This window comes from Streptomyces sp. SDT5-1 (genome assembly GCF_052245995.1).
In the GTDB taxonomy this organism is placed as follows: Bacteria; Actinomycetota; Actinomycetes; order Streptomycetales; family Streptomycetaceae; genus Streptomyces.
On record NZ_CM125963.1, the window covers coordinates 8,087,584 to 8,111,126 of the forward strand.

The 23,543-nt window shown below is 71.9% G+C and carries 19 protein-coding genes; 13 read left to right on the top strand and 6 right to left on the bottom strand.

Features of this window, described 5'->3' with window-relative positions:
• The first annotated feature begins 28 nt into the window (after nucleotides 1-28).
• The 6 genes from ACTWJ8_RS37255 (at nucleotide 29) to ACTWJ8_RS37280 (ending at nucleotide 7,556) form a co-directional block, all read left to right on the top strand.
• A complete protein-coding gene (locus tag ACTWJ8_RS37255; protein ID WP_443261892.1) occupies nucleotides 29-1,132 on the top strand; it encodes a glycoside hydrolase family 172 protein in 1,104 nt (367 codons plus the stop codon).
• A gap of 75 nt (nucleotides 1,133-1,207) precedes the next feature.
• The gene (locus tag ACTWJ8_RS37260; protein ID WP_443261893.1) at nucleotides 1,208-2,566 is read left to right on the top strand and encodes an ABC transporter substrate-binding protein; all 1,359 of its coding nucleotides are present in this window, start codon (nucleotides 1,208-1,210) and stop codon (nucleotides 2,564-2,566) included.
• On the top strand, nucleotides 2,563-3,522 hold the full coding sequence (locus ACTWJ8_RS37265) for a carbohydrate ABC transporter permease (RefSeq protein WP_356372651.1): 960 nt from the start codon (nucleotides 2,563-2,565) through the stop codon (nucleotides 3,520-3,522). The genes ACTWJ8_RS37260 and ACTWJ8_RS37265 overlap by 4 nt, the downstream gene beginning before the upstream one ends.
• A complete protein-coding gene (locus tag ACTWJ8_RS37270; RefSeq protein ID WP_356372649.1) occupies nucleotides 3,512-4,360 on the top strand; it encodes a carbohydrate ABC transporter permease in 849 nt (282 codons plus the stop codon). Before ACTWJ8_RS37265 ends, ACTWJ8_RS37270 begins: the two co-directional genes overlap by 11 nt.
• Before the next feature lie 34 nt (nucleotides 4,361-4,394).
• A complete protein-coding gene (locus ACTWJ8_RS37275; protein ID WP_443261895.1) occupies nucleotides 4,395-5,876 on the top strand; it encodes an FGGY-family carbohydrate kinase in 1,482 nt (493 codons plus the stop codon).
• A 48-nt stretch (nucleotides 5,877-5,924) separates the two neighbouring features.
• Nucleotides 5,925-7,556, top strand: coding sequence for a fucose isomerase (locus ACTWJ8_RS37280; RefSeq protein ID WP_443261896.1), 1,632 nt, complete (start codon nucleotides 5,925-5,927; stop codon nucleotides 7,554-7,556).
• Between the two features lie 4 nt (nucleotides 7,557-7,560).
• On the opposite strand, the gene ACTWJ8_RS37285 is transcribed toward ACTWJ8_RS37280, so the two are convergent.
• Nucleotides 7,561-9,021: an APC family permease gene (locus ACTWJ8_RS37285; protein WP_356372644.1), complete on the bottom strand. Its 1,461-nt coding sequence runs from the start codon at nucleotides 9,019-9,021 to the stop codon at nucleotides 7,561-7,563.
• A 195-nt stretch (nucleotides 9,022-9,216) separates the two neighbouring features.
• Here ACTWJ8_RS37285 and dapE point away from each other — a divergent pair, with 195 nt between their 5' ends.
• Nucleotides 9,217-10,281 (top strand): succinyl-diaminopimelate desuccinylase, encoded by a 1,065-nt coding sequence (dapE, locus tag ACTWJ8_RS37290; RefSeq protein WP_443261897.1) that lies wholly within the window; start codon nucleotides 9,217-9,219, stop codon nucleotides 10,279-10,281.
• A gap of 4 nt (nucleotides 10,282-10,285) precedes the next feature.
• Here dapE and ACTWJ8_RS37295 read toward each other — a convergent pair whose 3' ends face one another.
• Nucleotides 10,286-11,863 carry a PucR family transcriptional regulator gene (locus ACTWJ8_RS37295; protein WP_443261898.1) on the bottom strand — a complete coding sequence of 526 codons (1,578 nt, stop codon included), beginning with the start codon at nucleotides 11,861-11,863 and terminating at the stop codon, nucleotides 10,286-10,288.
• Between the two features lie 116 nt (nucleotides 11,864-11,979).
• Here ACTWJ8_RS37295 and ACTWJ8_RS37300 point away from each other — a divergent pair, with 116 nt between their 5' ends.
• The 5 genes from ACTWJ8_RS37300 to ACTWJ8_RS37320 all read left to right on the top strand — a co-directional run bounded on the left by ACTWJ8_RS37300 (nucleotide 11,980) and on the right by ACTWJ8_RS37320 (nucleotide 16,370).
• Nucleotides 11,980-12,762: a chorismate synthase gene (locus ACTWJ8_RS37300; protein ID WP_443261899.1), complete on the top strand. Its 783-nt coding sequence runs from the start codon at nucleotides 11,980-11,982 to the stop codon at nucleotides 12,760-12,762.
• The gene (gene menC / locus ACTWJ8_RS37305; protein WP_443261900.1) at nucleotides 12,759-13,865 is read left to right on the top strand and encodes an o-succinylbenzoate synthase; all 1,107 of its coding nucleotides are present in this window, start codon (nucleotides 12,759-12,761) and stop codon (nucleotides 13,863-13,865) included. The genes ACTWJ8_RS37300 and menC overlap by 4 nt, the downstream gene beginning before the upstream one ends.
• 128 nt (nucleotides 13,866-13,993) lie before the next feature.
• Complete coding sequence (locus tag ACTWJ8_RS37310; RefSeq protein ID WP_443261901.1) at nucleotides 13,994-14,641, top strand: class I SAM-dependent DNA methyltransferase; 648 nt, start codon at nucleotides 13,994-13,996, stop codon at nucleotides 14,639-14,641.
• 135 nt (nucleotides 14,642-14,776) lie between these two features.
• On the top strand, nucleotides 14,777-15,934 hold the full coding sequence (locus tag ACTWJ8_RS37315; RefSeq protein WP_443261902.1) for an FAD-dependent oxidoreductase: 1,158 nt from the start codon (nucleotides 14,777-14,779) through the stop codon (nucleotides 15,932-15,934).
• A 22-nt stretch (nucleotides 15,935-15,956) separates the two neighbouring features.
• Nucleotides 15,957-16,370 carry a VOC family protein gene (locus ACTWJ8_RS37320; protein WP_443261903.1) on the top strand — a complete coding sequence of 138 codons (414 nt, stop codon included), beginning with the start codon at nucleotides 15,957-15,959 and terminating at the stop codon, nucleotides 16,368-16,370.
• A 67-nt stretch (nucleotides 16,371-16,437) separates the two neighbouring features.
• Here ACTWJ8_RS37320 and ACTWJ8_RS37325 read toward each other — a convergent pair whose 3' ends face one another.
• The 3 genes from ACTWJ8_RS37325 to ACTWJ8_RS37335 all read right to left on the bottom strand — a co-directional run bounded on the left by ACTWJ8_RS37325 (nucleotide 16,438) and on the right by ACTWJ8_RS37335 (nucleotide 20,825).
• Nucleotides 16,438-18,279 carry a phospholipase C gene (locus tag ACTWJ8_RS37325; protein WP_443261904.1) on the bottom strand — a complete coding sequence of 614 codons (1,842 nt, stop codon included), beginning with the start codon at nucleotides 18,277-18,279 and terminating at the stop codon, nucleotides 16,438-16,440.
• Between the two features lie 159 nt (nucleotides 18,280-18,438).
• Nucleotides 18,439-19,644, bottom strand: coding sequence for an iron uptake transporter deferrochelatase/peroxidase subunit (gene efeB, locus ACTWJ8_RS37330; RefSeq protein WP_443261905.1), 1,206 nt, complete (start codon nucleotides 19,642-19,644; stop codon nucleotides 18,439-18,441).
• A complete protein-coding gene (locus ACTWJ8_RS37335; protein ID WP_443261906.1) occupies nucleotides 19,641-20,825 on the bottom strand; it encodes an EfeM/EfeO family lipoprotein in 1,185 nt (394 codons plus the stop codon). The genes efeB and ACTWJ8_RS37335 overlap by 4 nt, the downstream gene beginning before the upstream one ends.
• A 223-nt stretch (nucleotides 20,826-21,048) precedes the next feature.
• Here ACTWJ8_RS37335 and ACTWJ8_RS37340 point away from each other — a divergent pair, with 223 nt between their 5' ends.
• Nucleotides 21,049-22,218, top strand: a complete 1,170-nt coding sequence (locus tag ACTWJ8_RS37340) for a TetR/AcrR family transcriptional regulator (RefSeq protein WP_443261907.1) — start codon at nucleotides 21,049-21,051, stop codon at nucleotides 22,216-22,218.
• A 31-nt stretch (nucleotides 22,219-22,249) separates the two neighbouring features.
• Here ACTWJ8_RS37340 and ACTWJ8_RS37345 read toward each other — a convergent pair whose 3' ends face one another.
• A complete protein-coding gene (locus ACTWJ8_RS37345; protein ID WP_443261908.1) occupies nucleotides 22,250-23,458 on the bottom strand; it encodes an oxygenase MpaB family protein in 1,209 nt (402 codons plus the stop codon).
• Nucleotides 23,459-23,543 lie beyond the last annotated feature (85 nt).

Sequence of the window (23,543 nt, forward strand, 5' to 3'; positions counted from 1 at the left end):
GAAATCGATTTCACACCATGGAGCTTCGATGAGCATCGCCCCCGGACTGACGGGCCTCGCCCGCACCACGAACGCGGTCAGCCGCTCGATCAGCGCGGAGAACTTCACGGGCGCCAAGGGTGCGGGGGGCATGGCCACCGAGGGAACCGGTGCGGCCGCCGCGAGCCGGCTCGGCCGCGGCTGGAAGATCTCGCCGAGCATCGACATCGCCGCGGGCGAGACCGTCGTCCTCGCCGACATCGACGGGCCCGGCACGATCACCCACATCTGGTGCACCACGGCCCCGCACACGGCCTGGCGCCAGACCCTGCTGCGCTTCTTCTGGGAGGGCGAGGACACCCCGGCCGCCGAGGTCCCGCTCGGCGACTTCTTCTGCAACGGCTGGAACGTGTTCAGCCAGGTCAGCTCCATCCCGGTGGCCGCCAACCCGAACGGCGGGCTCAACGCGTACTGGCCGATGCCGTTCCGCCGCAAGGCCCGGATCACCCTGGAGAACCTGGCCCCCGAACAGCTCACGCTCTACTACCAGATCGACTACGAGCTGGGCGAAGTCGCCGACGACGCCGCCTACTTCCACGCCCACTGGCGGCGCAGCAACCCGGTCACCGCCGGTACCGACCACACCCTCCTCGAAGGTGTCGAGGGCACGGGCCAGTACGTCGGCACGTACCTCGCCTGGGCCGTCAACAGCCCCGGCTGGTGGGGCGAGGGCGAGCTGAAGTTCTTCCTCGACGGCGACGAGGAGTGGCCCACCATCTGCGGCACCGGCACCGAGGACTACTTCGGCGGCGCCTGGAACTTCGACGTCCCCGGCCAGGGCTACACCGCGTTCACCACCCCGTACCTCGGACTGAACCAGATCCTGAAGCCGGACGGCCTGTACGACAGTCAGCAGCGGTTCGGGATGTACCGCTGGCACGTCCTCGATCCCGTCCGCTTCCACGAGGACCTGCGGGTCACGGTGCAGTGCCTGGGCATCGGGCGCGGCCACGGCAACGGCCTCCCGCACCGCTACCGCGCCAACCACGACGACATCGCGTCGACGTCCCTCTTCTACCTGGACCGCCCCGCCGGTTCCGGCCTCCCGGCCACCCCCGACCTCATCGACCTCGAGGTCGACACGCACATGTAGCCGCCCCTCCGGCACCCGCCCCCCCCACGCGCAGGCAGGCACGTTCCCACACCCACAGAGAGACGGGAGCACACCATGCTCCAGCACGGCAAAGGCGCCGTGACGCCGTCCCGGCGCCGCTTCCTCGGCGGCGCCGCGGGCCTCGCGGCGGCCGGCGCGACCGCACCGCTGCTCAGCGGCTGCGGCGGCCCCGCGCGGGCCGCGGGCCGGACCCTGAAGTTCTGGCACTTCTACGACTCGGCCTCGTCGGACCCCGCGATGCGCGGGCAGGCCAAGTGGTTCGACGACGTGATCCGCGACTGGAACGCCACGCACGACGTGAAGATCGAGCCGTACTTCGTGCCCGGCACCAGCTACCAGGGCTCGAAGATGGTCACCGCCTTCGCCTCCGGCACGGGCCCCGACATCTTCCTGCTGAGCCCCGGCGACTTCCTGCGCTACCAGAACGGCGGCATCCTCGCCGACCTCACCCCGCACATGGACAAGGCGGCCATCAAGGACTACGGGACGTCGCTCGCCAGCCGGGTCGTCGACGGCAAGGTGTACGCCCTGCCGATGGAGGTCGAGCCCCTGGCGATCTTCTACAACGTCCGCAACTGGGAGAAGGCCGGACTGTCCGAGGCCGACATCCCCACCACCTGGGACGGCCTCCTCGACGCGGGCGACAAGCTGCGCGCCAAGGGCGGCGGCGCTGGACTCGTCTTCGAGACCGACCCCGGCTACTACCAGAACTTCACCTGGTACTGCTGGATGTGGCAGGGCGGCGGCGACGTCCTCGACAAGGACGGCAACGTCACGTTCGACTCCAAGGCCGCGCGCCAGGGCCTGGCCCTGTGGCAGGACGCGATCCGGCACGGCATCGCGCCGCGCACCAAACCCGCGGCGGGCGACCAGCTCAGCGCCTTCAAGGCGGGCCAGGCCGGCATGTGGCAGAGCGGCATCTGGATGGTGAACACCTTCAAGGTGGGCGCCCCGGAACTGGAGTACGGCGTCTTCAAGCTGCCCACTCCGCCCGGAGGCCGCTACTCCACCACCGTCGGCGGCTGGTCCTTCTGCGCCAGTACCCAGTCCAGCGACCCGGACGCCGCCGCCGAGTTCTGCGGCTGGGCGCTGGGCCGCATGAACAAGCGGTCCGTCGACCGCACCGTCTCCTGGTGCACCGGCGTCAAGTCCGACGTGTCGCCGCGCGCCTCCGCGCTCGAGGCCGCCACAGCCAAGGGCGGTTACGACTCCTGGGCGATGAAGAAGTTCAAGGACGAGATCTTCCCCGGCGGCAGGCCCGAACCGCGCTATCCGCCGGTCGTCTACAAGGCGGTCTCGGACGCCATCCAGGCCACCATGCTCGGCGGCAAGGGTGTCGCCTCCGAGGCCGACAGGGCCGCGCAGACCATCGAGGCGTACATGAAGAGCTACCAGGGGGCGAGCCTGATATGAGCAGCATCGCTACCGAACGGCAGCGGCCCGCGGCGCCACCCGTCGCCGCGGAGCAGCCGGCCCGCCGCAGGCTCGGCCGCAAGCACCGGGAGTGGGTCGCCGCCGGACTCTTCCTGCTGCCCGACGGGCTCGGCCTGTCCGTCTTCGTGATCCTCCCGATGTTCTTCTCGATCGTCCTGAGCTTCTTCCAGGTGTCGGGCTTCGGCTCGTACGAATGGATCGGGCTCGGCAACTACGAGCGGATGTTCAACGACCCGTACTTCTGGTCGTCGATGTGGGTCACCGCCAAGTACGTCGTCATCATGGTGCCGGTGCTCTTCGTGGTCAGCCTCGGGCTCGGCGTCCTCATGAAGCAGAGGCTGCCCGGCATGGCCGTCTACCGCACCGCCCTGTTCATGCCCTACATGCTCAGCCTCGTCGTCGCCGGCCTGCTGTGGAAGTTCATGTTCGACGACCAGACCGGCGTCGCCAACAAGATCGTGGGCGCCTTCGGAATCAGCCCGCAGTCATGGCTCGGCGACCCGAGCCTCGCGCTGTACTCCGTCATCCTCGTGACGGTCTGGTACATGATGGGCTACTACATGATCATTTTCCTCGCGGGGCTCAACGAGATCCCCAAGGAGTACTACGAGGCCGCCAAGATCGACGGCGCGAGCCCCTGGACGTCCTTCCGGCGGATCACCTGGCCGCTGCTCCGGCCGACCAGCTTCTTCGTCCTCATCATGACCACGGTCGCCGCCATCACCGGCACCTTCGACCTGGTCTACTCGCTGACCGCCGGCGGCCCCGCCAACGGCACGGCGGTCGCCATGTTCTACATCTACCAACAGGCCTTCGTCTTCGGCGAGTACGGCTACGCCTCCGCGCTCGGCACCTTCCTCGTGCTGATCATGGTCGTGCTGTCCTGGGTCATCTTCAAGCTCACGAAGGGCGGGAGGTTCGACGATGGCGAGTGACACCCTCACCACCGGCGGCGCGCCACGCATCCGGTTCGGCAAGCGCGGCGGCCTCACGGTCCTCGGGATCGCGCTGTCCCTGATCAGCCTCTTCCCGATCCTCTGGGCGATCTCCTCGTCCTTCAAGACACGCGCCACCGTCACCGACGGCAAGCTGCTCCCGAACGACTTCACCTGGGACAACTTCCGCTACGTCTTCACCGAAGTCCCCTTCGGCCGCTGGCTGCTGAACAGCTTCGTCATGGCCGCCGTCATCACCGTCGCGGCCCTGTTCTTCCACTCCATGGCCGCCTACGCGCTGGCCCGACTGAAGTTCCCGGGACGCGACTCGATCTTCGCCGTCATCTTCTCGACGCTGCTCATCACCGCGCCCGTGGTCCTCATCCCGCTGTTCATCATCGTGCGCCAGCTCGGCATGCTCGACAGCTACGCCGGCCTGATCATCCCGCTCATCTTCAACGCCTTCGGCATCTTCCTGCTCCGCCAGTTCTACCTCGGCATCCCGAAGGAGCTGGAGGAGGCGGCGATCGTCGACGGCTGCGGCTACTGGCGCGTCTACTGGAACGTCATCCTGCCGCTGTCCCGGCCGATCCTCTCCGCGCTCGCCGTGTTCTTCTTCCTCGCGAACTGGAACCAGTTCGCCTGGCCCCTGGTCGCGACCAGCAGCGAGGACCTCACCGTCACCCAGGTCGGCATCTCGTCCTTCACCACGCAGTACGGCGCGAACTGGAACTACATCCTGGCCGCCGCCGTGGTCGCGGTGATCCCGATGCTCACGCTGTTCCTCATCTTCCAGCGCCAGATGGTCGAATCGATCAAGACATCCGGCCTGAAGTAGGGACAGCGACACAGCGACAGAAAGGGTGGCCACCATGCCCCGTTCCGCAGTCATCGGCGTCGACATCGGCACCTCCAGCAGCAAGGGCGTCCTCGTCGCCCTCGACGGCACCGTCCTGCACACCGCCGTCCGCGAGCACACCGTCGACCGCCCCGCACCCGGCCACGTGGAGATGCCGGGGGAGGTGTGGTGGGACGAGTTCGTCTCCCTCGCCCGCGAGCTGACCTCGGCCCGCGACACGGAGGTCGTCGCCGTCGGCGTCAGCGGCATGGGGCCGTGCGTGCTGCTCACCGACGCCGACGACACACCGCTGCGGCCCGCGATCCTGTACGGGGTCGACACCCGCTCCGTCGCCCAGATCGCGCGCCTGGAGCGGGAGCTGGGAGCCGACGAGATCACCCACCGCTGCGGCTCCCGCCTCACCTCGCAGGCGGCGGGCGCCAAGGTGGCATGGATCGCCGACGAGGAGCCCGGGCTGTTCGCCCGCGCCCGCCGCCTCTACATGCCCAGCTCGTGGCTGGCCCGCCAGCTCACCGGCGCCTACGTCCTCGACCACCACTCCGCCAGCCAGTGCACCCCGCTCTACGACACCCTGGCCCGCGACTGGTACGCGCCGTGGGCCGAGCGCATCGCCCCCGGCGTCGAACTGCCGCCCCTGCGCTGGTCGGGCGAGGCCGCCGGCACCGTCACCGCCGAGGCCGCCCGCGCCACAGGCCTGCCCGAAGGCATCCCGGTCACCACCGGCACCATCGACGCCTGGGCCGAGGCCCTCAGCGTCGGAGCCCACCACGTCGGCGACCTCATGCTCATGTACGGCACGACCATGTTCCTCGTCCACACCGTCCCCGACCTGCTGCGCGACCCCGCGCTGTGGAGCACGGTCGGCGCCCTGCCCGACACCCGCAACCTCGCGGGCGGCATGGCCACGTCCGGAGCCGTCACCGGCTGGCTGCGCGACCTCTTCGGCGACGCCGACTACCCCGAACTGCTGCGCCTCGCCGAGAAGTCGGGGCCCGGCGCGAACGGCCTGCTGATGCTGCCGTACTTCGCCGGGGAGCGCACCCCCGTCGACGACCCGCGCGCCCGTGGTGTCATCGCCGGGCTCACCCTCGGCCACACCCGCGGCGACCTGTACCGGGCCGCCCTGGAGGCCACCGCCTTCGGTGTGCGGCACAACATCGAGGCCCTGGAGGCGGCCGGCGGTGACATCCGCCGCGTCGTCGCCGTCGGCGGCGGCACGCAGGGCCGGCTGTGGACGCAGATCGTCTCCGACGTCACCGGACGCACCCAGGAGGTGCGGACCACGTCCGTCGGCGCCTCGTACGGCGGCGCCCTGCTCGCCGCGCAACTCGTCACCGACGACGCGCGCATCGACGACTGGAACCCGGTCGCCGAACGCCACGCCCCACGCCCCGAAGTGACGGCCCGTTACGACGAGCTGTACGCGCTGTACCGCGACCTCTACCCCGCGTCGGCGGACGTGGCACACGCCCTGGCCGACCTCCAGACCCGCTGACGCACACCCCGCACCCCGTCTCGTACGGCACCGCAGAGGAGTCACCGCATGACGTATGCCCTCCCGCAGCCCCTGACCCCGCCCGCCGCCGAACCCGGCACCGTCTACACCGTCGCCAGCGGTGACCTGCGGCCCGCCGCGAACATCACCGGGTGGCCCTCGCAGCAGAAGCTGGAGGCCGACCTCGCCGCCGCCCTCACCGACCTCGGCCGCGACGTGCGCCGCGGCCACCCGGTGGACGAGGCCAAGGGGCACGGCTTCATCGACAGCCAGCGCGCCGGGATAGAGGTCTTCAAGACCCTGCCGCCTGACGCCCCGCTCATCGTCGTCGAGGGCGTGTGGCAGTACAGCCACCATGTGCTCGCCGGTCTGCGCACGCACTGCGGGCCGATCCTCGTCGTCGCCAACTGGAGCGGCGAATTCCCCGGACTGGTGGGCCTGTTGAACCTCACCGCCAGCCTCACCAAGGCGGGCATCGCGCACTCGGTGCTGTGGAGCGAGGACTTCACCGACACATGGGCCCGCGAGGGCCTGCGCACCTGGCTGGAGACCGGCACCCTCGCGCACGACACCAGCCACGTCCGCGAACTGCCGCCGCTGAAGGCGGACGCCGAGACGGAACTCGGCACCGCGCTCGCCCGACAGCTCCGCGACGAGAAGGCCGTCATCGGCGTCTTCGACGAGGGCTGCATGGGCATGTACAACGCCATCATCGACGACGAACTCCTCAACGCCCTCGGCATCTACAAGGAACGGCTCTCCCAGAGCGCCCTCGTCGTCGAGATGAACAAGGTCACCGACGCCGAGGCGCAGTCCGTGCGCGACTGGCTCGACGCCGCCGGCATGACCTTCCACACCGGCACCGACGAGGCCACCGAACTCACCGACGCCCAGCTCCTCAGCCAGTTCAAGATGTACATCGCCGCGCTGCGCCTGTCCGACGACTTCGGGCTCGACGCGGTCGGCATCCAGTACCAGCAGGGCCTCAAGGACACCGTCCCCGCCAGCGACCTCGCCGAGGGACTGCTCAACAACGTCGAGCGCCCCGCGGTGCTGTCCCGCGACGGCTCCCGCGAGCTGTACGCGGGCGCGCCGCTCCCGCACTTCAACGAGGTCGACGAGGGCGTCGCCGTCGACTCCCTCGCCACCAACCGGATCTGGACCGCGATGGGCCTCGACCCGGCGACGACGCTGCACGACATCCGCTGGGGCGAGGAGTACGAGGGGCAGTTCGTCTGGGTCTTCGAGATCTCCGGCTCCGTACCGGCCTCGCACCACGGCGGCTACGACAAGTCGTACGCGAAGCGGCAGCCACCCATGTTCTTCCCGCTCGGCGGCGGCACGCTCAGCGGTGTCTCCAAGCCCGGCGAGATCGTCTGGTCGCGCGTCTTCGTCATGGACGGCGTGCTCCACGCCGACCTCGGCCGCGCCACCGTGGTCGAACTCCCCGAGGAGGAGACCCAGCGGCGCCTGAACGCCACCAACCCCGAGTGGCCGATCATGCACGCCGTCCTGCACGGTGTCACCCGCGACCAGTTCATGGCCCGCCACAAGGCCAACCACCTGAACGTCGCCTACGCCCCCGACGCGGACACCGCGGACAAGGCGCTGCGCGCCAAGGCCGCGATGTTCCACGAGCTCGGGCTCCGCGTCCACCTGTGCGGGGACGTCACCGTGTGACCGCTCAGCGCACCGCCTGCGCCTCCCGCTCCCGCCCGACGTCCTCGCGCAGTGCCGACCTGCGCCGCCCGAACGCCAGGTACAGCGCCGCCGCGAGCGCCAGCCAGCCCAGGAACAACGTCCAGGTCAGTCCCGGAAGTTGGTACGCGAGGTAGGCGCACGCGGCGGCGGTCAGGACCGGCACCACCGGGTACAGCGGCACCCGGAAGGGACGCGGCGCGTCCGGTGCCACGCGCCGCAGCACCATCACCGCGGCCGCCACCGCCACGAACGCGATCAGCGTGCCCATGCTCGTCAGGTCGGCCAGCTCCTGGAGCGGCACGAAACCGGCGAGCGCGGCCACGGCGACCCCCACGATCCACGAGTTCGCGGCGGGCGTGTGCCGCTTGCGGTGCACCCGGTGGAACACCTGTGGCACCAGGCCGTCCCGCGCCATCGAGAACAGGATGCGGGTCTGCCCGTACAGGGTGACCAGGACGACGCTGAAGATGGACACGACCGCCCCGGCGGACAGGACGAGCGCGGCCGTGCCCGACCCGGTGACCGACGTGAGGATCGACGCGAGCACCGCCTCGCCCGCCGCCTCCTGCCGCGCGAACGCCCCCTCCGGCTGCGCGCCGATGCCGGCCACCGCCACCAGGATGTAGAGCGCCGTCACCACGAACAGCGTGAGCAGCAGCGCCAGCGGGATGGTGCGCCGCGGATTGCGCACCTCCTCGCCCGCCGTGGACACCGCGTCGAACCCGACGTACGAGAAGAACACCGCGGAGGCCGCCGCCGTGATGCCGCCGATGCCGTGCGGCGCGAAGTCGGCGAACCGGTCGGCGCGGAACGCGGTGAGCGCCACCACCGCGAACATCACGAGGACCGCGAGCTTCACGCACACCAGGATCGAGTTGACCAGGACGGACTCCCGGGTGCCGCGCGCCAGCAGCGCCGTGCACGCGAGGACCACCACGATCGCCGGGATGTTCACCACGCCGCCCGCGCCCGGCGGCTGGCTGATCGCGTCGGGCAGGGTGACACCGAACAGCGCGTCGGACACCTCGTTCAGATACTGGCCCCAGCTCACCGCGACCGTGGACACCGCGACGCCGTACTCCAGGACGAGACACCACGCCACGAGGTACGCGATGCCCTCGCCGAGGGAGGCGTACGCGTACGAGTACGTGCTGCCCGCCACCGGGATCGCCCCGGCCAGCTCGACGTAGCAGAGCGCCGCCAGCGCGGCGACCGTGCCCGCGATGACGAACGACAGCACGACGCCGGGACCGGCCGTGGGCACGCTCGTGCCGAGCACGAAGAAGATGCCGGTGCCGAGCACGGAGCTGATGCCGAGCAGCGTCAGCCGCCCGAGCCCCATGGTGCGCTCCAGGCGCGGGCCTTCGTGCGCCGTGCCCTCGGCATCCGCGACGATGCTGTCCAACGGTTTGCGGCGGCACAGTTGACTGGCCACGGGGCCCATGGGTCCTCCCGTACGACGAGTGGTCGGTGAGGGTGCGGATCCTTCGGGACCCGCGGGCCCCGGGCATTGGCCGATCGGCACAAGTGCGGACCGGGGTGTTGGCCGAGGCCACAACCCGCCGTCGGCGCGGCCGTCCGAGCATGGTGGGCGCACTCCCGCGGACACCCCGCGCCGCAGACGTGAAGGAGATCAGCCGTGCCCCTCGACCTCGCCGCCGACGTCGTCGCGCTCACCGAGGCCCTGGTCGACATGCCCTCCGAGAGCGGCGCCGAGGGGCCCCTCGCGGACGCCGTCGAGACCGCCCTGCGCGCCCTGCCGGGCCTGGACGTGGAACGCATGGGCCACTCCGTCGTCGCGCGCACCGACCTCGGCCGCCCCGAGCGGGTCGTCGTCGCGGGACACCTCGACACCGTCCCCGAAGCGGGCAACCTCCCGGCACGCCGCGAGGGCGGGCGGCTGTACGGGCTCGGCGCCTGCGACATGAAGGCCGGCGTCGCCGTCGCTCTCAAGCTGGCGGCCGCCGCTGCGGGCAGGCCCCTGGAGCGCGACGTCACCTTCGCGTTCTACGAGTGCGAGGAGACCGCGGGCGACCGCAACGGCCTCGCCGTCATCGCCGCCCACCGGCCCGAACTCCTCCACGGTGACCTGGCGTTGCTCCTCGAACCCTCGGACGGCGGCATCGAGGCGGGCTGCCAGGGCTTCCTCCTCGCCGACATCCTCGTGCCCGGACAGCGGGCGCACACGGCCCGCTCCTGGATGGGCAGCAACGCGGCCCACCTCGCGGGCGACGTCCTGACCCGCCTGCACGCGCACGTGCCGGAGAGGATCTTGATCGACGGCCTGGAGTACCGCGAGGGCCTCAACGCCGTCGCCGTCCACGCGGGCGTCTCCGCGAACGTCGTGCCCGACGCGTGCGTGGTCACCGTCAACCTCCGCTTCGCGCCCAGCCGTTCACCCGAACAGGCAAGGGCGTACCTGTGCGGGATCTTCCCCGAGTACGAGGTGCGGTTCACGGAGGTCGAACCGGGCGCCCTGCCCGGCCTCGACCGGCCCATGGCGGCCGGCCTCGTCAAGGCGTTGGGCGTCGAGCCGCGGCCCAAGCTCGGCTGGACCGACGTGGCACGCTTCTCCGCCCTCGGCGTGCCCGCCCTGAACTGCGGACCCGGCGACCCGCAACTCGCGCACACGCCGGGGGAGTTCGTCCCGGAGGCGGACGTCAGGGAGTGCGAGGAGCGGCTGCGCGGCTGGCTCCTCGCGTAGCCCTTCAACCCCGCAGCCCCGCAAGGGTCCGCAGCTGCACCCACAGCACGAGCCGCTGATCCGGGTCGTCGAGGTCGATGCCCAACTGCCGCTGCACCTTGCGCAGCCGGTAGCGGCACGTGTTCGGGTGCACCACCAGCTTCTCCGCGGCCCGCCCCGCGTCGCAGCCCGCGTCCAGCCAGCAGATCAGCGTGCGCGCGTACTCCGTGCCGTGCTCCGCGTCGTGCGCGAGCACATCACGCCAGGGACCCGACGCCTGGTCCCTGCGGTCCGCGAGGAACTCGCCGAGCACGAGCAGCGAGGTCCGCGCCCGCACCTGCCCCGCGTCCGCCACCTGCCCGGCCCCCAGCACCCGCAGCACCAGATCCGCGTCGTCCCGCGAGTCCCGCGCCCCGGCCACCCCCGACGCCGCGTGCCCGAGCCCCGCCCGCACGGAGCACCGCAGCGCCTCCTCCGCGCGCCGCACGATGTCCTCCGCGATCCGCAGATGCCGGTCGGCCGCGTGATCGGCGGCCCCGACCACCGGAAGCAGCGCGTACACCACCCCGTCGAGCAGCACACAGGCGTGCTGCCCGTACCGGGTCTGGCACTGGAGGCGCACGAGGTCGAGCAGGCGCAGCGCCGCCTGCCCGCCGTCGTGCGACGTCGCCGCGCCCGCGAGCGCGAACGCCGCCACCCGCACCGGGGCGTCCGGCGCGAGCCCGAGCCGGTGCGCGGCGGCGGCCGGCTCGATGGAGCCGTCCAGCAGGCGGCGCAGCAGATCGCTGCTCAGGTGCCGGGCCAGCTCGTCGGCCGCCCGCGCCCGCAGCAGCAGCATCGCGGCCGCCGACGCGCCCTGCCGTAGCCCGTCCTCCGCGTCCGCGGCCAGGCTCCCGGTGTCCACCGCCCAGATCGACCCGAGGAGTTCGCCGCCCGCCCGCACCGTCATGGCCAGACGCGGCAGCTCGTCGGCGGTCACCCCCGGCAGCCGCAGCGGTCCTTCGGCGGCGTACAGGAGCCGGTAGTCCTCGTCGTTCTCCGGGCTGCCAGGGACTTGGCGGCCGAGGATGCCCTGCCGCCGCGTCTCGTCGACCGGCTGCCCGGGAACCGTCGAGTACGCGAGGATCTGCCGCCCCAGGTCCTCCACCGCGATCGCCCCGCCGACGGCCGCCGCCACCGCGTTGGCCAGCGCGAACAGATCACCCGGCAGCGCGTCCTCGCCCAGCGGCGCCGTCCGCGCCCCGTGCGCGCCGACCACCGACGACAGCAGCTGGAACACATGGTGCCAGGCGGCGTCCCGGTCCGTGCCGAGCAGCGCCGTGTCCGCCGCCTCCGCGTCGGGCACCGCGTCCGTCCCGTCGCCGCGCACCACGACGCCCGCCATCCCGGCCCGGCCCGCCGCCCGCAGCAGCGGCCCCGCCTCGTCCGGGTGGACACCGACCCCGAGGAGCAGCGCGCCCGCCGCCCGCTCGGGCAGCGCGGCGTGCGGATCGTGCAGCAGCACCTCGGTGACGGGAACGCCGAGACCCCCGGGCGCGCGGGCCAGGCGCAGCGTGGAGCCGCCGAGTGCGTCGAGGAGGGTGCCCAGTGTGCAGGTGTCCATGGGTGAACCTTTCGCCGACGGCGGGAGCGGGGGATTGGCCGATCGCAACAGGCTAGACGCCGATCATTGGCCGCCCCCACAAGCCCCTCCCCGGTGCCCGCGCCGAAACTCGAGCCATGAACGAAGTGACGACCTCGACCGTCGACGACGTGGCGGGCCTGCGCGCGGTGGCCGACTTCCTCGCCGACGTGTGGCGGATGCCCCGGACCGCGCCGCCCTTCCACACCGACGTCCTGCACAGCGTCGCTCACGCGGGCGGCGCCGTGCACGCCGCCTGGTCGGGAACCGACGTGGTCGGCGCCTCCGTCGCCGTGTTCGGGCCGCCCGCCGAGCGGGATGTGTACTCGCTTGCCGCCGCGGCCGCCACCTCCGACCGCGGCATCGGCCACACCGTCAAGCAGGCCCAGCGCGCCTGGGCCCTGGAGCGCGGCGCCCGCACCATGCGCTGGACGTTCGACCCGCTCGTCGCCCGCAACGCCCGATTCAACCTGGTGAAGCTCGGCGCCGTCGCGAGCGAGTACCAGGTCGACTTCTACGGCCCGATGGACGACGGCATCAACGACGGCGACGAGACCGACCGCCTCACCGCCCTGTGGGACCTCACCGCCGACACCCCGCACGCCCCCGACCCCGTCGAGGGCCGCGCCGATGCCGCCGTCCTCGCCAAGGCCCCCGACGGCGGACCGCTCGCCGCCCGCGACGAGACCCGCGTGTGGTGCCGCGTCCCCGAGGACGTCGTCGCCCTGCGCGCCACCGACCCGGACACCGCGCTGCGCTGGCGGCACGCCGTCCGCGAGGTCTTCACCACCGCGTACGCGGAGGGCCTGCGCGCCACCGCCATGTCCCGCGACGGCTGGTACCTGCTCACGCACCTCACCGCCCAGGAGGCCCAGGCATGAAGATCGAACGCGTAGAGCTGCTGCACATCGCGATTCCGCTGGTCAAGCCGTTCCGCACGTCGTTCGGCAGCGTCGACACCAAGGACGCGTTCCTGCTGCACGTGGTGACCGACGAGGCCGAGGGCTGGTCCGAGTTCGCGGGCGACCCCGACCCGCTGTACTGCTCCGAGTTCATCGCGGGCGCCGAGATCGTCATCCGCGACTTCCTGCTGCCGCGCGTCATGGCACTGCCCGAGCCCACCGCCGCCGCGGCGGCCGCGGCCATGGAACCGGTCAAGGGCAACGAGCTGGCCAAGGCCGCCCTGGAGACCGCGCTGCTCGACGCCGAACTGCGGGCCTACGGCATGCCCCTGGCCACGTACCTCGGCTCCGCCACCGGACAGCGCGTGCCGGCCGGGGTCTCCGTCGGCATCAAGAACTCCATCCCGGAACTCCTCGACGACGTGACGGAGTACCTCGCGGAGGGCTACGTACGGATCAAGCTGAAGATCGAGCCCGGCTGGGACCTGGAACCGCTGCGCGCCGTCCGCGAACGCTTCGGCGACGACCTGCCGCTCCAGGTGGACGCCAACACCGCGTACACCCTCGCCGACGCCGAACACCTCCGCAGACTCGACGCGTTCGGCCTCCTCCTCATCGAGGAACCGCTCACCGAGAACGACCTGCGTGCCCACGCCCGCCTCCAGGAACGCATCACCACGCCCGTCTGCCTCGACGAGTCGATCCACAGCGCGCGGGACGCCGCCACCGCCATCGCGATGGAGGCCTGCCGGATCATCAACGTCAAACCGGCCCGCGTCGGCGGCTACCTGGAGGCCCGCCGCATCCACGACGTGGCGGTCGCCAACGGCGTGCCCGTGTGGTGCGGCGGCATGCTGGAGACCGGCATCGGGCGCGCCCCCAATCTGGCCCTCGCCGCGCTGCCCGGCTTCACCCTGCCCGGCGACACCTCCGCCTCCAGCCGCTACTACGCCGAGGACATCACCGAACCGTTCGTCCTCGACAAGGACGGCTGCCTCACCGTCCCCTCGGGCCCGGGGATCGGCATCGACCCGCTCCCCGACACCCTCGCCCGCTTCACCACCGCCACCCGACGGCTGTAAATCGCCGCTGCGCACCCCGGTCATGTTCGGACCCGGCCCTTTCGGGTAGCGGCGTGGACGGTCACCCCCGGCGGAGCCCGCGCGGACCCGCCGGGGGAGCGAACTGTCCGACGACGAGGGAGACTTGGGTGTCACAGAGCCAGGACCGGATCAAGAGGGCGCACCGACTCGAGGGAGTCCCCGACCGCATCGACACCTACTACGGCGACTGGGCGGCCTCGTACGACGAGGACCTGCGCACCAGCGGGTACTGGGGCCCGGACAGGATCGGCGACCTGTTCGACGCCATGGCGGGCGACCATCCGGGTGCCGTCGGAGCCGGATCCGTGGTCCTCGACGCGGGATGCGGCACCGGACTCGTCGCGGCGGCGCTCAGGCGGCGCGGCGTCAGCGTCATCGACGGCTTCGACCTGAGTGACGGCATGCTCGCCGAGGCCCGCAAGACCGGGAACTACCGCACGCTCACCGCGGGCGTGGACATGAACCGCGGACTCGTCGAGTTCGCGGACGACAGCTACGACGTCACCGTGTCCTGCGGCGTGTTCACGCTCGGACACGTGCCGCCGACCGGACTCCAGGGCATGCTCCGCGTCACCAAGCCGGGCGGTCTCGTCCTCATGAGCACCTTCTCGAAGTACCTGCAAGGGACGGACTTCGTGGAGTACGTGCAGGGGCAGGCGGACGAGGGCGCTCTCAAGGTCGTCGAGCGCCGCCGCGACGAGCCGTACACCGCCGAGGGGCCCGCCGACTACTGGGCGTTCGAAGTGCTGCGCTGAGCGGGTGCCGGACGGCTGTCGGCACGCTGTCGGCGGCCGTCGGAGGTCTGTAGGCGATCTGTCGCGGGCGGCGGGGAGATTGGTGTCGGTCGGCGCCGCGCCCCGCGGCCCGCGCACGATCGGAAGGACCCACCCATGAGCACCCACCGCACGCACGTCACGATCATCGGCGCAGGTCTTGGTGGCCTCACCCTCGCCCGCGTCCTGCACCTGCACGGCATACCGGCCACCGTCCACGAGGCGGAGGCCTCGCCGACCGCACGCGCGCAGGGCGGGCTCCTCGACATCCACGACTACAACGGCCAACTCGCCCTGGAAGCGGCGGGCCTGATGGACGCGTTCCGCTCCATCGTCCTGGAGGGCCGCGAGGCGATGCGGATCCTCGCACCGGACGGCGGTGTCCTGTACGAGGAGGCCGACGACGGCACGGGCGGCCGCCCCGAGGCGCCGCGCGGCGAACTGCGCCGCATCCTGCTCGACTCCCTCCCCGCCGGCACCGTCCGCTGGGGCCGCAAGGTCACCGGCGCCCGGAGCCTCGGCGCGGGACGCCACGAGGTCACCTTCGCCGACGGCTCCTCGGAGACGACCGAGCTGCTCGTCGGCGCGGACGGCGCCTGGTCCCGCGTCCGCCCGCTGCTGTCCTCCGCCACGCCCGCGTACACCGGCAAGTCGGTCTTCGAGACGTACGTGTACGACGCCGCGACCCGGCACCCGGACACCGCGAAGGCCGTCGGCGCGGGGATGATGATCGCGCTCACCCCGGAGCGGGAGATCTTCGCCCACCGCGAGCAGGACGACGTCCTGCACGCCTACGTGGGGATCACCGAGCCCGAGGAGTGGTTCGACGCCCTCGACCTCTCCGACCCGGCGCGGGCCCGCGCCCGCGTCGCCGAGGAGTTCCACGGCTGGGCGCCCGAGCTGACCGCCCTGATCACGGAGTCCGAGGGCGCCCCCAAGCTGCGCCGCCTGCACGCGCTGCCGCACGGGCACCGCTGGGAGCGGGTCCCCGGCGTCACCCTGCTCGGCGACGCCGCCCACCTCGCGCCGCCGAACGGGGAGGGCGCCAATCTGGCCATGCTCGACGGCGCCGACCTCGCCGCGGCCGTCGCGGCGCACCCCGGCGACGTGGAGGCCGCCCTGGCGGCGTACGAGGAGACCATGTTCGTGCGCAGCGCCGAGACGCACGGCGCGGACGACGGGGACCACCCGCTGGCGGAGCTCGTCGACGCGCTCCACAGTGCGGGCGGCACGGACACGCCGAATAATGCGGAAGTCCGGAGCACTCACCCGTAAAACCCGCAGAAAGGACCGTGCTGTGGCTTCTCGCCTCAACCCGTATATCGCCTTCGACGGGGACGCCCGTCAGGCCATGGAGTTCTACCGGGAGGTGTTCGGCGGCGAGCTGGCCCTGAACACCTTCGGGTCCGCCGGTGGCGGCGGCGCGCCCGCCGACTTCGCCGACAAGATCATGCACGCCCTCCTGGAGACCCCGGACGGCTTCACGATCATGGCCTCGGACACGCCTCCGGGCATGGAGCACACCGCGGGCACGAACATCTCGGTGAGCGTCAGCGGCGACGACGCGGCCGCGCTGCGCGGCTACTGGCAGAAGCTGTCCGCCGACGGCACGGTCGCCGTGCCGCTGGAGAAGCAGATGTGGGGCGACGAGTTCGGCATGTGCACCGACCGCTTCGGCATCAACTGGATGGTCGACATCAGCGGCCAGTAGCCGACACGGGCCCGCCCGGCACGGTCCAGGGGGCGCTGGACCGTGCCGGGCAGTTCTGGGGGCGGCGTCAGGCGGTGGCGCGCCGCCTGCGGCGCAGGGTGAGGTACGTGCCGGAGGCGACCGCGAGGACCGCCGCGCCGACGCCCACCGGGAGCGCCGGGAAGCCGTCGGACGTCGTGGCGGCCGTGGGCTCCATCGGCGGGCCCGGCGTGATGTGCGTGGTGACCGGCGCGACCTCGTGCAGGGCGCCCTCGGACCGCACCGAGCCGTCCGCGTTCAGGAGCAGCTGCCGGTTGTTGGGATGCTTGAAGTCGAACAGGCCGGACAGCGGTCCCGCGGTCGCGTCGAAGGAGTGGTCGCCGACGCGGCCGGTGCCCCAGTTGTCCTCGATGAACCGGATGATCGATGCCTGGTCGGTCATCGTGTGGTCGACCCTGTTCACCTTGCTGTACGGGGAGATGACGAGCAGCGGCTGCCGGGTGCCGGGGCCGCAGCGGTCCTGGTAGCCACCGGCCGCCGCCGGTCCGTTCTGGCAGGCGGGGGAGTCGGTGGCCCGGCCGTTGGAGCCGGTCGACGTGTCCTTCGAGCCGTTGCGCGGCGGGATGTAGGCGTGGTCGTACCAGCCGTCGGAGTCGTCGTAGGCGATGACGATCGCGGTCGACCTCCACTGCGGCGAACTCTGCACGGCGTTGATCTGGTTCACCAGGAAGTGCTGCTCGTCGATCGGGTCGGAGTACCCGGCGTGGCCGTCCTGGTAGGCGCTCGCCTTGACGAAGCTGACCGCCGGGAGGCTGCCGGCCTTCGCCGCTGCGGTGAAGTCCGTCAGGTCGTAGTTGTGGTTCGCGGGCCCCGCGTGACCGATCTCGGCGACGCTCCTGGGCGCGAGGTGGTGCGGGTTCGCCGTCGACCTGTAGTAGGCGAACGGGTTGTGGTGCGGGCTGTAGTCGAGGGTGGCGGCGCCGCCCACGTTGGCGTGCGCGTCCTCGCACTTCGCGTACGAGCCGTCCTCGCCGTTCCACGCGCTGCTGGGCCGGAAGCCGCCCTGGAACCAACCCCACGACACCTTGCGGGCGTTGAGCAGATCGCCGATGTTGCGGCCCTTCATGGTGGCGAGCGCGTTCGTGGCGGTGTGGTTCTTGTCGGAGCAGTCGTCGAAGGACGGGTCCGGGTCGTTGATCATCGTGCCGACGCCGTCGGCGTCGGGGGACTGCACGGCGTACGTGTCGGGGGTCGCGGTCTGCTTCGGGTTCTCGGTGCCGGAGGCCGGGTCGGTGGAGATGATCCCGTGCGTGTTCCCGGAGACCAGATTGATCGCGCCGGGCGTGGAGGGGCCGTAGTTGGAGCCGTAGGAGCGGTCGCTGAGGGCGTAGTGCTGCGCGTAGTTCCACAGCGCGGTGACGGTGTTGCCGTCGTAGTAGTCCATGACCAGGCCCGGCTCGCCGAACAGGCCGCCGCTGCACTTGTCGACCTCGGTGTTCTGCACGAACCGGTCGGCCCCGCCGCCGTTGTACGCGTACTGCTCGGGCCCGTAGGAGTGGTTCTGGTCGCAGGTGACCGCGTGATCGGGGCTGAGCCGCTTGGGCGCGTACTGGTTGGGGTTCTTCTTCAGCAGGCCCGCGTGCGCGAGGGTGTCGATCCGCTTCGGCGTGCCCTTGGCCGCGGTGAACCGCGTGCCGTCGGTGTTCGCGGCCTTCGGGTACGTCGCGAAGTAGTGGTCGAAGGAGTTGTTCTCGTCGAAGAGGACGACCACGTGCTTGATCGGGGTGGCGGTGCCCGCGTCCTTCGCGGCGGGCGCGGCGGCCCAGGTGGGGGCGGCCCCGCCGAGCACGGTGAGCGCCGCCGCTCCCGCCAGTGCGCCCAGCGCCCGCAGTCGGGACGCGCCACTGGATCTGCGTGCCTTGCTGTCCATGGATGTGCGTCCTCCGACCCGTGTCGACGACGTGCATGCGCAAGTACCGTGACACTTGAGTGAAGCCTGCATCTATAACCGCGGGGCCGATCTTGACCACCTGTTGACCGCTTGTGAGCGGAAGCTTTCCGCAACGGTGAGGTCCGCTTGGAGGTCGGCTCAGGAGAGCAGGGCGCGGCCGAACCAGTCCCCGGCGTCCCTGACGCCCGGCAGCGCGAAGAAGTAGCCGCCGCCGAACGGCACGATGTAGTCCGTCAGTGGTTCCCCCGCGAGCCGCTTCTGCACGGCCGCGAACTGCCGTACGGGGTCCCGCTGGTAGCAGCAGAACAGCAGCCCCATGTCGAGATTGCCGTTGGTGTCCGTGCCCCGGTCGTAGTTGTACGCGCGCCGCAGGATGCGTCGGGCGCCGGAGCCGGGGGTGCGCGGATTGGCGAGTCGGATGTGCGCGTCCAGGGGGATCACATCGCCCTTGGGGTCGTCGACGTACCGCGGCGCGTCGTGCTCCGCGTTCCCGTCCAGCGGGGCGCCCGTGGCGCGCGAACGGCCGAACATCCGCTCCTGCTCGCTCAGCGACACCCGGTCCCAGAACTCGACCAGCATCCGTATCAGCCGCACCACTTGATAGCTGCCGCCCGCCGCCCACGCGGGCTCGTCGTCGCCCCGGCCCACCCACACCAGGCGGTCCATGGCGCGGGCGTCTGCGGTGTCCGGGTTCGCGGTGCCGTCCTTGAAGCCCATCAGATTGCGCGGCGTGCCCGAGGGGCGCGGCGGGCTGGTGAAGCCGTCGAGCCGCCAGCGGACCTGGAGCGCGCCGCGGGTGTGCCGGGCGATGTCCCGCAGCGCGTGCAGCAGTGTGTCCTGGTCGTCCGCGTGCAGTTGCAGGCTCACGTCGCCGTGGCACCAGTCGGCGTCGAGGTCGTCGTCGGGAAACGTCGGCATCGCCGTGAGCCGGCGTGGCCTGCGCGGGCCGAGCCCGAACCGCCCGTCGAACAGCGACGCGCCGACCCCCACGGTCACCGCGAGCGCTCCGCCCGGCACCCGCTCGCCCAGCACCCCCGAGTCGGCGGGCGGCGCCGTGATCCCGCCCGGCTCGGGCACCCCGCCCGTCGCGAGGAAGCGGGCGCGGTCGGTCAACGCCCGCAGCGCGTCGACGAGTTCGGCCCGGCGCTCCACCGTGACGTCGAAGGACACGAAGGCGGTCGCCCGGCGCTGCGTCGCGAGCACGGAGGCCTGCCGGGCACCGTGGAACGGCGCGACGGGCACCACGGGCTCGGGCAGCGGCGCCGCGGCACCGCCCGCGCCGACGCCGACCCCGGCGAGCGCGGCGCCCCGCAGGAACCCGCGCCTCCCGACACCACCGCTCACACCGTCCTCCTCGGATCGCACAGCGTCGCCACCCGGGCGAGCCGCTCCACCAGATCGCCGAAGCGCGCGTCGACCCGCTCCCGCCGCGCACGGTCCAGCGCGTCGACGGCGGGCCACCGGCCGTCGCGGCGCAGCCCGTCGAGCAACTCGCCGGCCCGCCGCACGTCCCGCTCGAGCGCGGGCAGGCCGGGGTAGCGCGAGGCGAGGATCGGGTGCAGCCGGGACAGCGCCTCGCGGGTCCCGTCCACGTTGGCGCGGGCGGTGGCGAGGTTGCTTCCGCTGCCGAAGTCCGTGCGCCCCGTCAGCTCGAACTGCACCGTGTTCTCCAGGATCTCGTGCGCCCGAAGCCCGAGCTGCGCAGGATCCATCCGGGCCTGCGCCCAGTCGTCGCGCAGCGTGCCGAGCGCGGTGAGCAGCGCCGCCGTCGGAGCGCGCAGGGAGTGCGCCGACTCGCCGTGCCACAGCCCGTACTCGACGCGGTGGAAGCCGGTGAAGTCCTTGTCGTGGACGCCGTCGGGCAGGCCCGCGTCCGTGCCGTTGATCCGCCCGTCGGCGTCGCCGAACGCGTCGTAGGCCGCGCCGAGGCGTTCGTACTGGAGGTGTGCGGGCAGCCAGGCGGCGCGGGCCGCGTCGAGGTCGCCGCGGTCGACGGCGTCGCGCAGGGCGCGGGTCAGGCGGACCGCCTCGCCGAGTCCGGCGCCGACCCACTTCTGGTACGCGATCGAGGGCGGGATGAGGTCGTGCGTGGTGACCGGCGCGGCGGCGGGACCCGGGCGGCCGCCGCGGACGCGGACCGCGGGGCCCGTGACGGCGTCGGCGTCCTCCGGCAGACACCTGAAGGCGTACGTGCCGCCCCCGAGCCGCACCGTCAACTCCCGCGTCGTACCGGGGCCGATGTCCTCGACCTCGCCGTACACCCTCCGGCTGCGCGGATCCTCCAGGAACACCTCGGCCGAGGTCGCCGAGGTGTTGCGCAGCGCGAACACCTGCACGCCGGGCGTGGGGTCCCGCCAGCCCTCGCCGCAGTGACTCGCGGACACCTCGACCGTCGTGCGCCGCGCCCCGTCCGTCGAGCCGCTCACGTCCCGCGGCCACCACACCCCGGCGGCCACCGCACACATCAGCACGACGAGCAGCCCCACCCCGAGCCACCACCGCCCATGCCGGCCGGATATCGGCATCGACCCTCCTGACGCTCGGGCGGTCCGGGACGGCCCCGACCTTAGGCGGCACCGGATGACAGGACAGCGGGGCGAAAGGAATCATGACCAAGAGTTGACGCGGGGGCGCGCGCCCGCGTGCGGCCGCTGCCTTCGCGCAGGCCGTGGCGTGCGGCGTGGCGTGTGATTGACTGGGCCGCATGGCCCCGTCCCTGTCTCCTTCCCCGCGCACCGCGGCCCGTTCATGACCTCAGAGCAGCAGATGGCGGCCACCCGCCCCCGCAATCGCAGGCAGCTCATCGTCGAGGCGGCCGGACGCCTGTTCAGCGCGCGCGGCTACCACGCGGCGTCCATGGAGGAGATCGCCGCCGCCGTCGGCATCACCGCGGCGGCCCTGTACCGGCACTTCCCCAACAAGTACGCGCTGTTCTCCGAGTGCGCCCACGCCATGGTCGACGGACTCGTCGCCACCCTCGACGAACTGCCGCCCGAGGCCGACACCGCGGAGCTGCTCACGGCCCTCGTCCGGATCACCGTCAAGCGGCGGGCCGAGGGCGGCGTCTACCGCTGGGAGGCCCGCTACCTGAACCGGGAGGACCGCAGGCTGCTCCGGGCGAAGTTCGCCCGCGTCGTCGGACGCGTCACGGAGGCGGCGCGGCGGGAATTCCCGGGGGAGCGGGCGGAGTTGCGGGTCGTCGCGGCGCTCGGCGCGATCGGCTCCATCACGATGCACCGCACGTCCATCGCCCAACGCCGCGCGGAGGAGCTGCTGTCGACGTGCGCGCTGCGGCTCGTCGCGGCCCCGGTCCCGGAACCGCCGCCGGGCGGGGAGCGGGCCGTCCGGCTCCCCGCGCTGCCGGTCGCGCGCTCCCGGCGCGCCGAGATCCTCGCGGCGGCCGTCCCGCTGTTCGCGCGGGACGGGTTCGCCAACGTCACGAACGGCCAGATCGCCGAGGCCGTGGGCCTCGCCCCCTCCGCCCTCTACCGCCACTACCCGGGCAAGGTCGACATCCTGACGGCGGCCTGCCTCCAGGCGGCGGGCCTGCTCGCCCAGGCCGTCGACCAGAACCTGGAGGGGACGGCGGGGCCGCACGAGGCGGTGGCGGCGCTCGCGGCGACGTACGTGGCGTACAGCTTCGAGCACACCGCCCTGACGAGCGTCGCCGAGGCGGAGTTCGTGGGCCTGCCGGCCGACGCGCAGCGGCCGTTGACGCTCGCCCAGCGCGAGCACATCGCCGTATGGGAGGAGCAGCTGCGGCTCGCGCGGCCCGAGCTCGACCCGCGGCAGGCGCGTGTGCTGGTGCACGCCGGGTTCGGTGTCGTGGTGGAGGCCGGACGGAGCATGCGGTGGCGGGACACGCCCGAGCACCGCGCCACGGTGACCGGACTCGTGGTGCGGGCGCTGGGGCTCTGAGCGGCGGGCCCCGGCGCCCGCGGGCGGGGTGTCAGTCCTGTCGGTTGTGTGTGGGGATCACGATCGGCGTGGTCTGGCCCGACGCGCCCTTGTTCAGGAACGCCATGGCCAGCGCCCGGATGAACTGGTCGAACATGTAGAACGCGCCGGGCGCCACCGGGTTCAGGCCCTCACGGAACAGGATGAACGCGGGCCACGCCGTGCGGATCAGGGTGGCGGCGGCGTAGTCCCGCTTGAGGCCCAGCCAGTCGCCGATCTCGTTGCTGAGGACGTAGCGCACGAACTCGTTGAGGAACCCGCGCGTGACACCGAGGTCGATCTGCGCGGTGAGACCCAGCAGGTCCTCGGCCAGCTCGATGCCCTCGGTGGTGGGGGACAGGATCGGCGTGAGGACCTGCGCAGACTGCTTGTCCGCCTCGTCCCACGACGTGGGGATGTACTCCGTGCGCACACCGAGCAGATGCAGGGCCACCTGCCAGCTGTGCAGGAACGCCTCCTGGTCCTCCGCGTCGAACGGGACCTTCCACTCGAGCAGCTTCCGGCGCACGAACGTGCCGAGGCTGTGGAAGGTGACCAGGATGTCGGCGTTGCTGATCGGGATCTTCTGGTCCGACACCGCAGACCAGTGCGGCGACTGCGGCAGCATGTGCCGCACCGCCGCGTGCACCATGCGCGTCTTGTTGGCGGTGACGATGAACTGGCCCTCGGGCTCGAAGCCCTTGAGCTGTGCCAGGTCGTAGCCGAACGTGAAGGTCTTCGCGGCCCGGTCCTGCATGTCGGCGCCGCCCGCCGACCAGTACACGCTCTTGGCCTCGCGCGGGATGACCGTGCTCATGATGCCGCTGCCGAGGCCGTACAGCATGAACAGGTAGGTGTCCTTGCGCCGGTTGAAGTCGGCGGCGCGCGCCAGCTTCTTCGGATCCGCCCAGCTGGGCAGCTTGTTGACGCCCTCCAGATACGTGGTGAGTTCGGCGGGCAGACCGCTGGGCAGCGGGTCGTCGTTGTTCACCCAGGTCTCGAACCCCTTGTTGACCGCGGGGACCTGTCCGCTGGTGATGACCTTGGCCATCAGCGGGTCGATCGCGTCGTCCCAGACGTACTCCGGGTCGGTGCCGGCGCCCGCTCCCGCGACCGAACCCGTCGGCGACCAGGCCCACGCGTCGGTCGCCGTGCCCGTCGCGCCCACGAGTCCCAGCGCGGCACCGAGCGAGAGCACTCTACGGCGGCTCAGATTTGTCATTGACTTACTCGCTTTCCTGGTTGGTCAGGCGCTTCAACAAGCCCGGTGTGACGTGTTGTTGGGGCTTGAGGCACGCTTCAAATCT

Bases quoted from the DNA above. Each gene is read 5' to 3' on its own strand.
- ACTWJ8_RS37255 (WP_443261892.1), top strand. From the start codon at position 29: ATGAGCATCGCCCCCGGACTGACGGGCCTCGCCCGCACCACGAACGCG.
- ACTWJ8_RS37260 (WP_443261893.1), top strand. From the start codon at position 1,208: ATGCTCCAGCACGGCAAAGGCGCCGTGACGCCGTCCCGGCGCCGCTTC.
- ACTWJ8_RS37265 (WP_356372651.1), top strand. From the start codon at position 2,563: ATGAGCAGCATCGCTACCGAACGGCAGCGGCCCGCGGCGCCACCCGTC.
- ACTWJ8_RS37270 (WP_356372649.1), top strand. From the start codon at position 3,512: ATGGCGAGTGACACCCTCACCACCGGCGGCGCGCCACGCATCCGGTTC.
- ACTWJ8_RS37275 (WP_443261895.1), top strand. From the start codon at position 4,395: ATGCCCCGTTCCGCAGTCATCGGCGTCGACATCGGCACCTCCAGCAGC.
- ACTWJ8_RS37280 (WP_443261896.1), top strand. From the start codon at position 5,925: ATGACGTATGCCCTCCCGCAGCCCCTGACCCCGCCCGCCGCCGAACCC.
- ACTWJ8_RS37285 (WP_356372644.1), bottom strand. From the start codon at position 9,021: ATGGGCCCCGTGGCCAGTCAACTGTGCCGCCGCAAACCGTTGGACAGC.
- ACTWJ8_RS37295 (WP_443261898.1), bottom strand. From the start codon at position 11,863: ATGGACACCTGCACACTGGGCACCCTCCTCGACGCACTCGGCGGCTCC.
- ACTWJ8_RS37300 (WP_443261899.1), top strand. From the start codon at position 11,980: ATGAACGAAGTGACGACCTCGACCGTCGACGACGTGGCGGGCCTGCGC.
- menC (WP_443261900.1), top strand. From the start codon at position 12,759: ATGAAGATCGAACGCGTAGAGCTGCTGCACATCGCGATTCCGCTGGTC.
- ACTWJ8_RS37315 (WP_443261902.1), top strand. From the start codon at position 14,777: ATGAGCACCCACCGCACGCACGTCACGATCATCGGCGCAGGTCTTGGT.
- ACTWJ8_RS37325 (WP_443261904.1), bottom strand. From the start codon at position 18,279: ATGGACAGCAAGGCACGCAGATCCAGTGGCGCGTCCCGACTGCGGGCG.
- ACTWJ8_RS37335 (WP_443261906.1), bottom strand. From the start codon at position 20,825: ATGCCGATATCCGGCCGGCATGGGCGGTGGTGGCTCGGGGTGGGGCTG.
- ACTWJ8_RS37340 (WP_443261907.1), top strand. From the start codon at position 21,049: ATGACCTCAGAGCAGCAGATGGCGGCCACCCGCCCCCGCAATCGCAGG.
- ACTWJ8_RS37345 (WP_443261908.1), bottom strand. From the start codon at position 23,458: ATGACAAATCTGAGCCGCCGTAGAGTGCTCTCGCTCGGTGCCGCGCTG.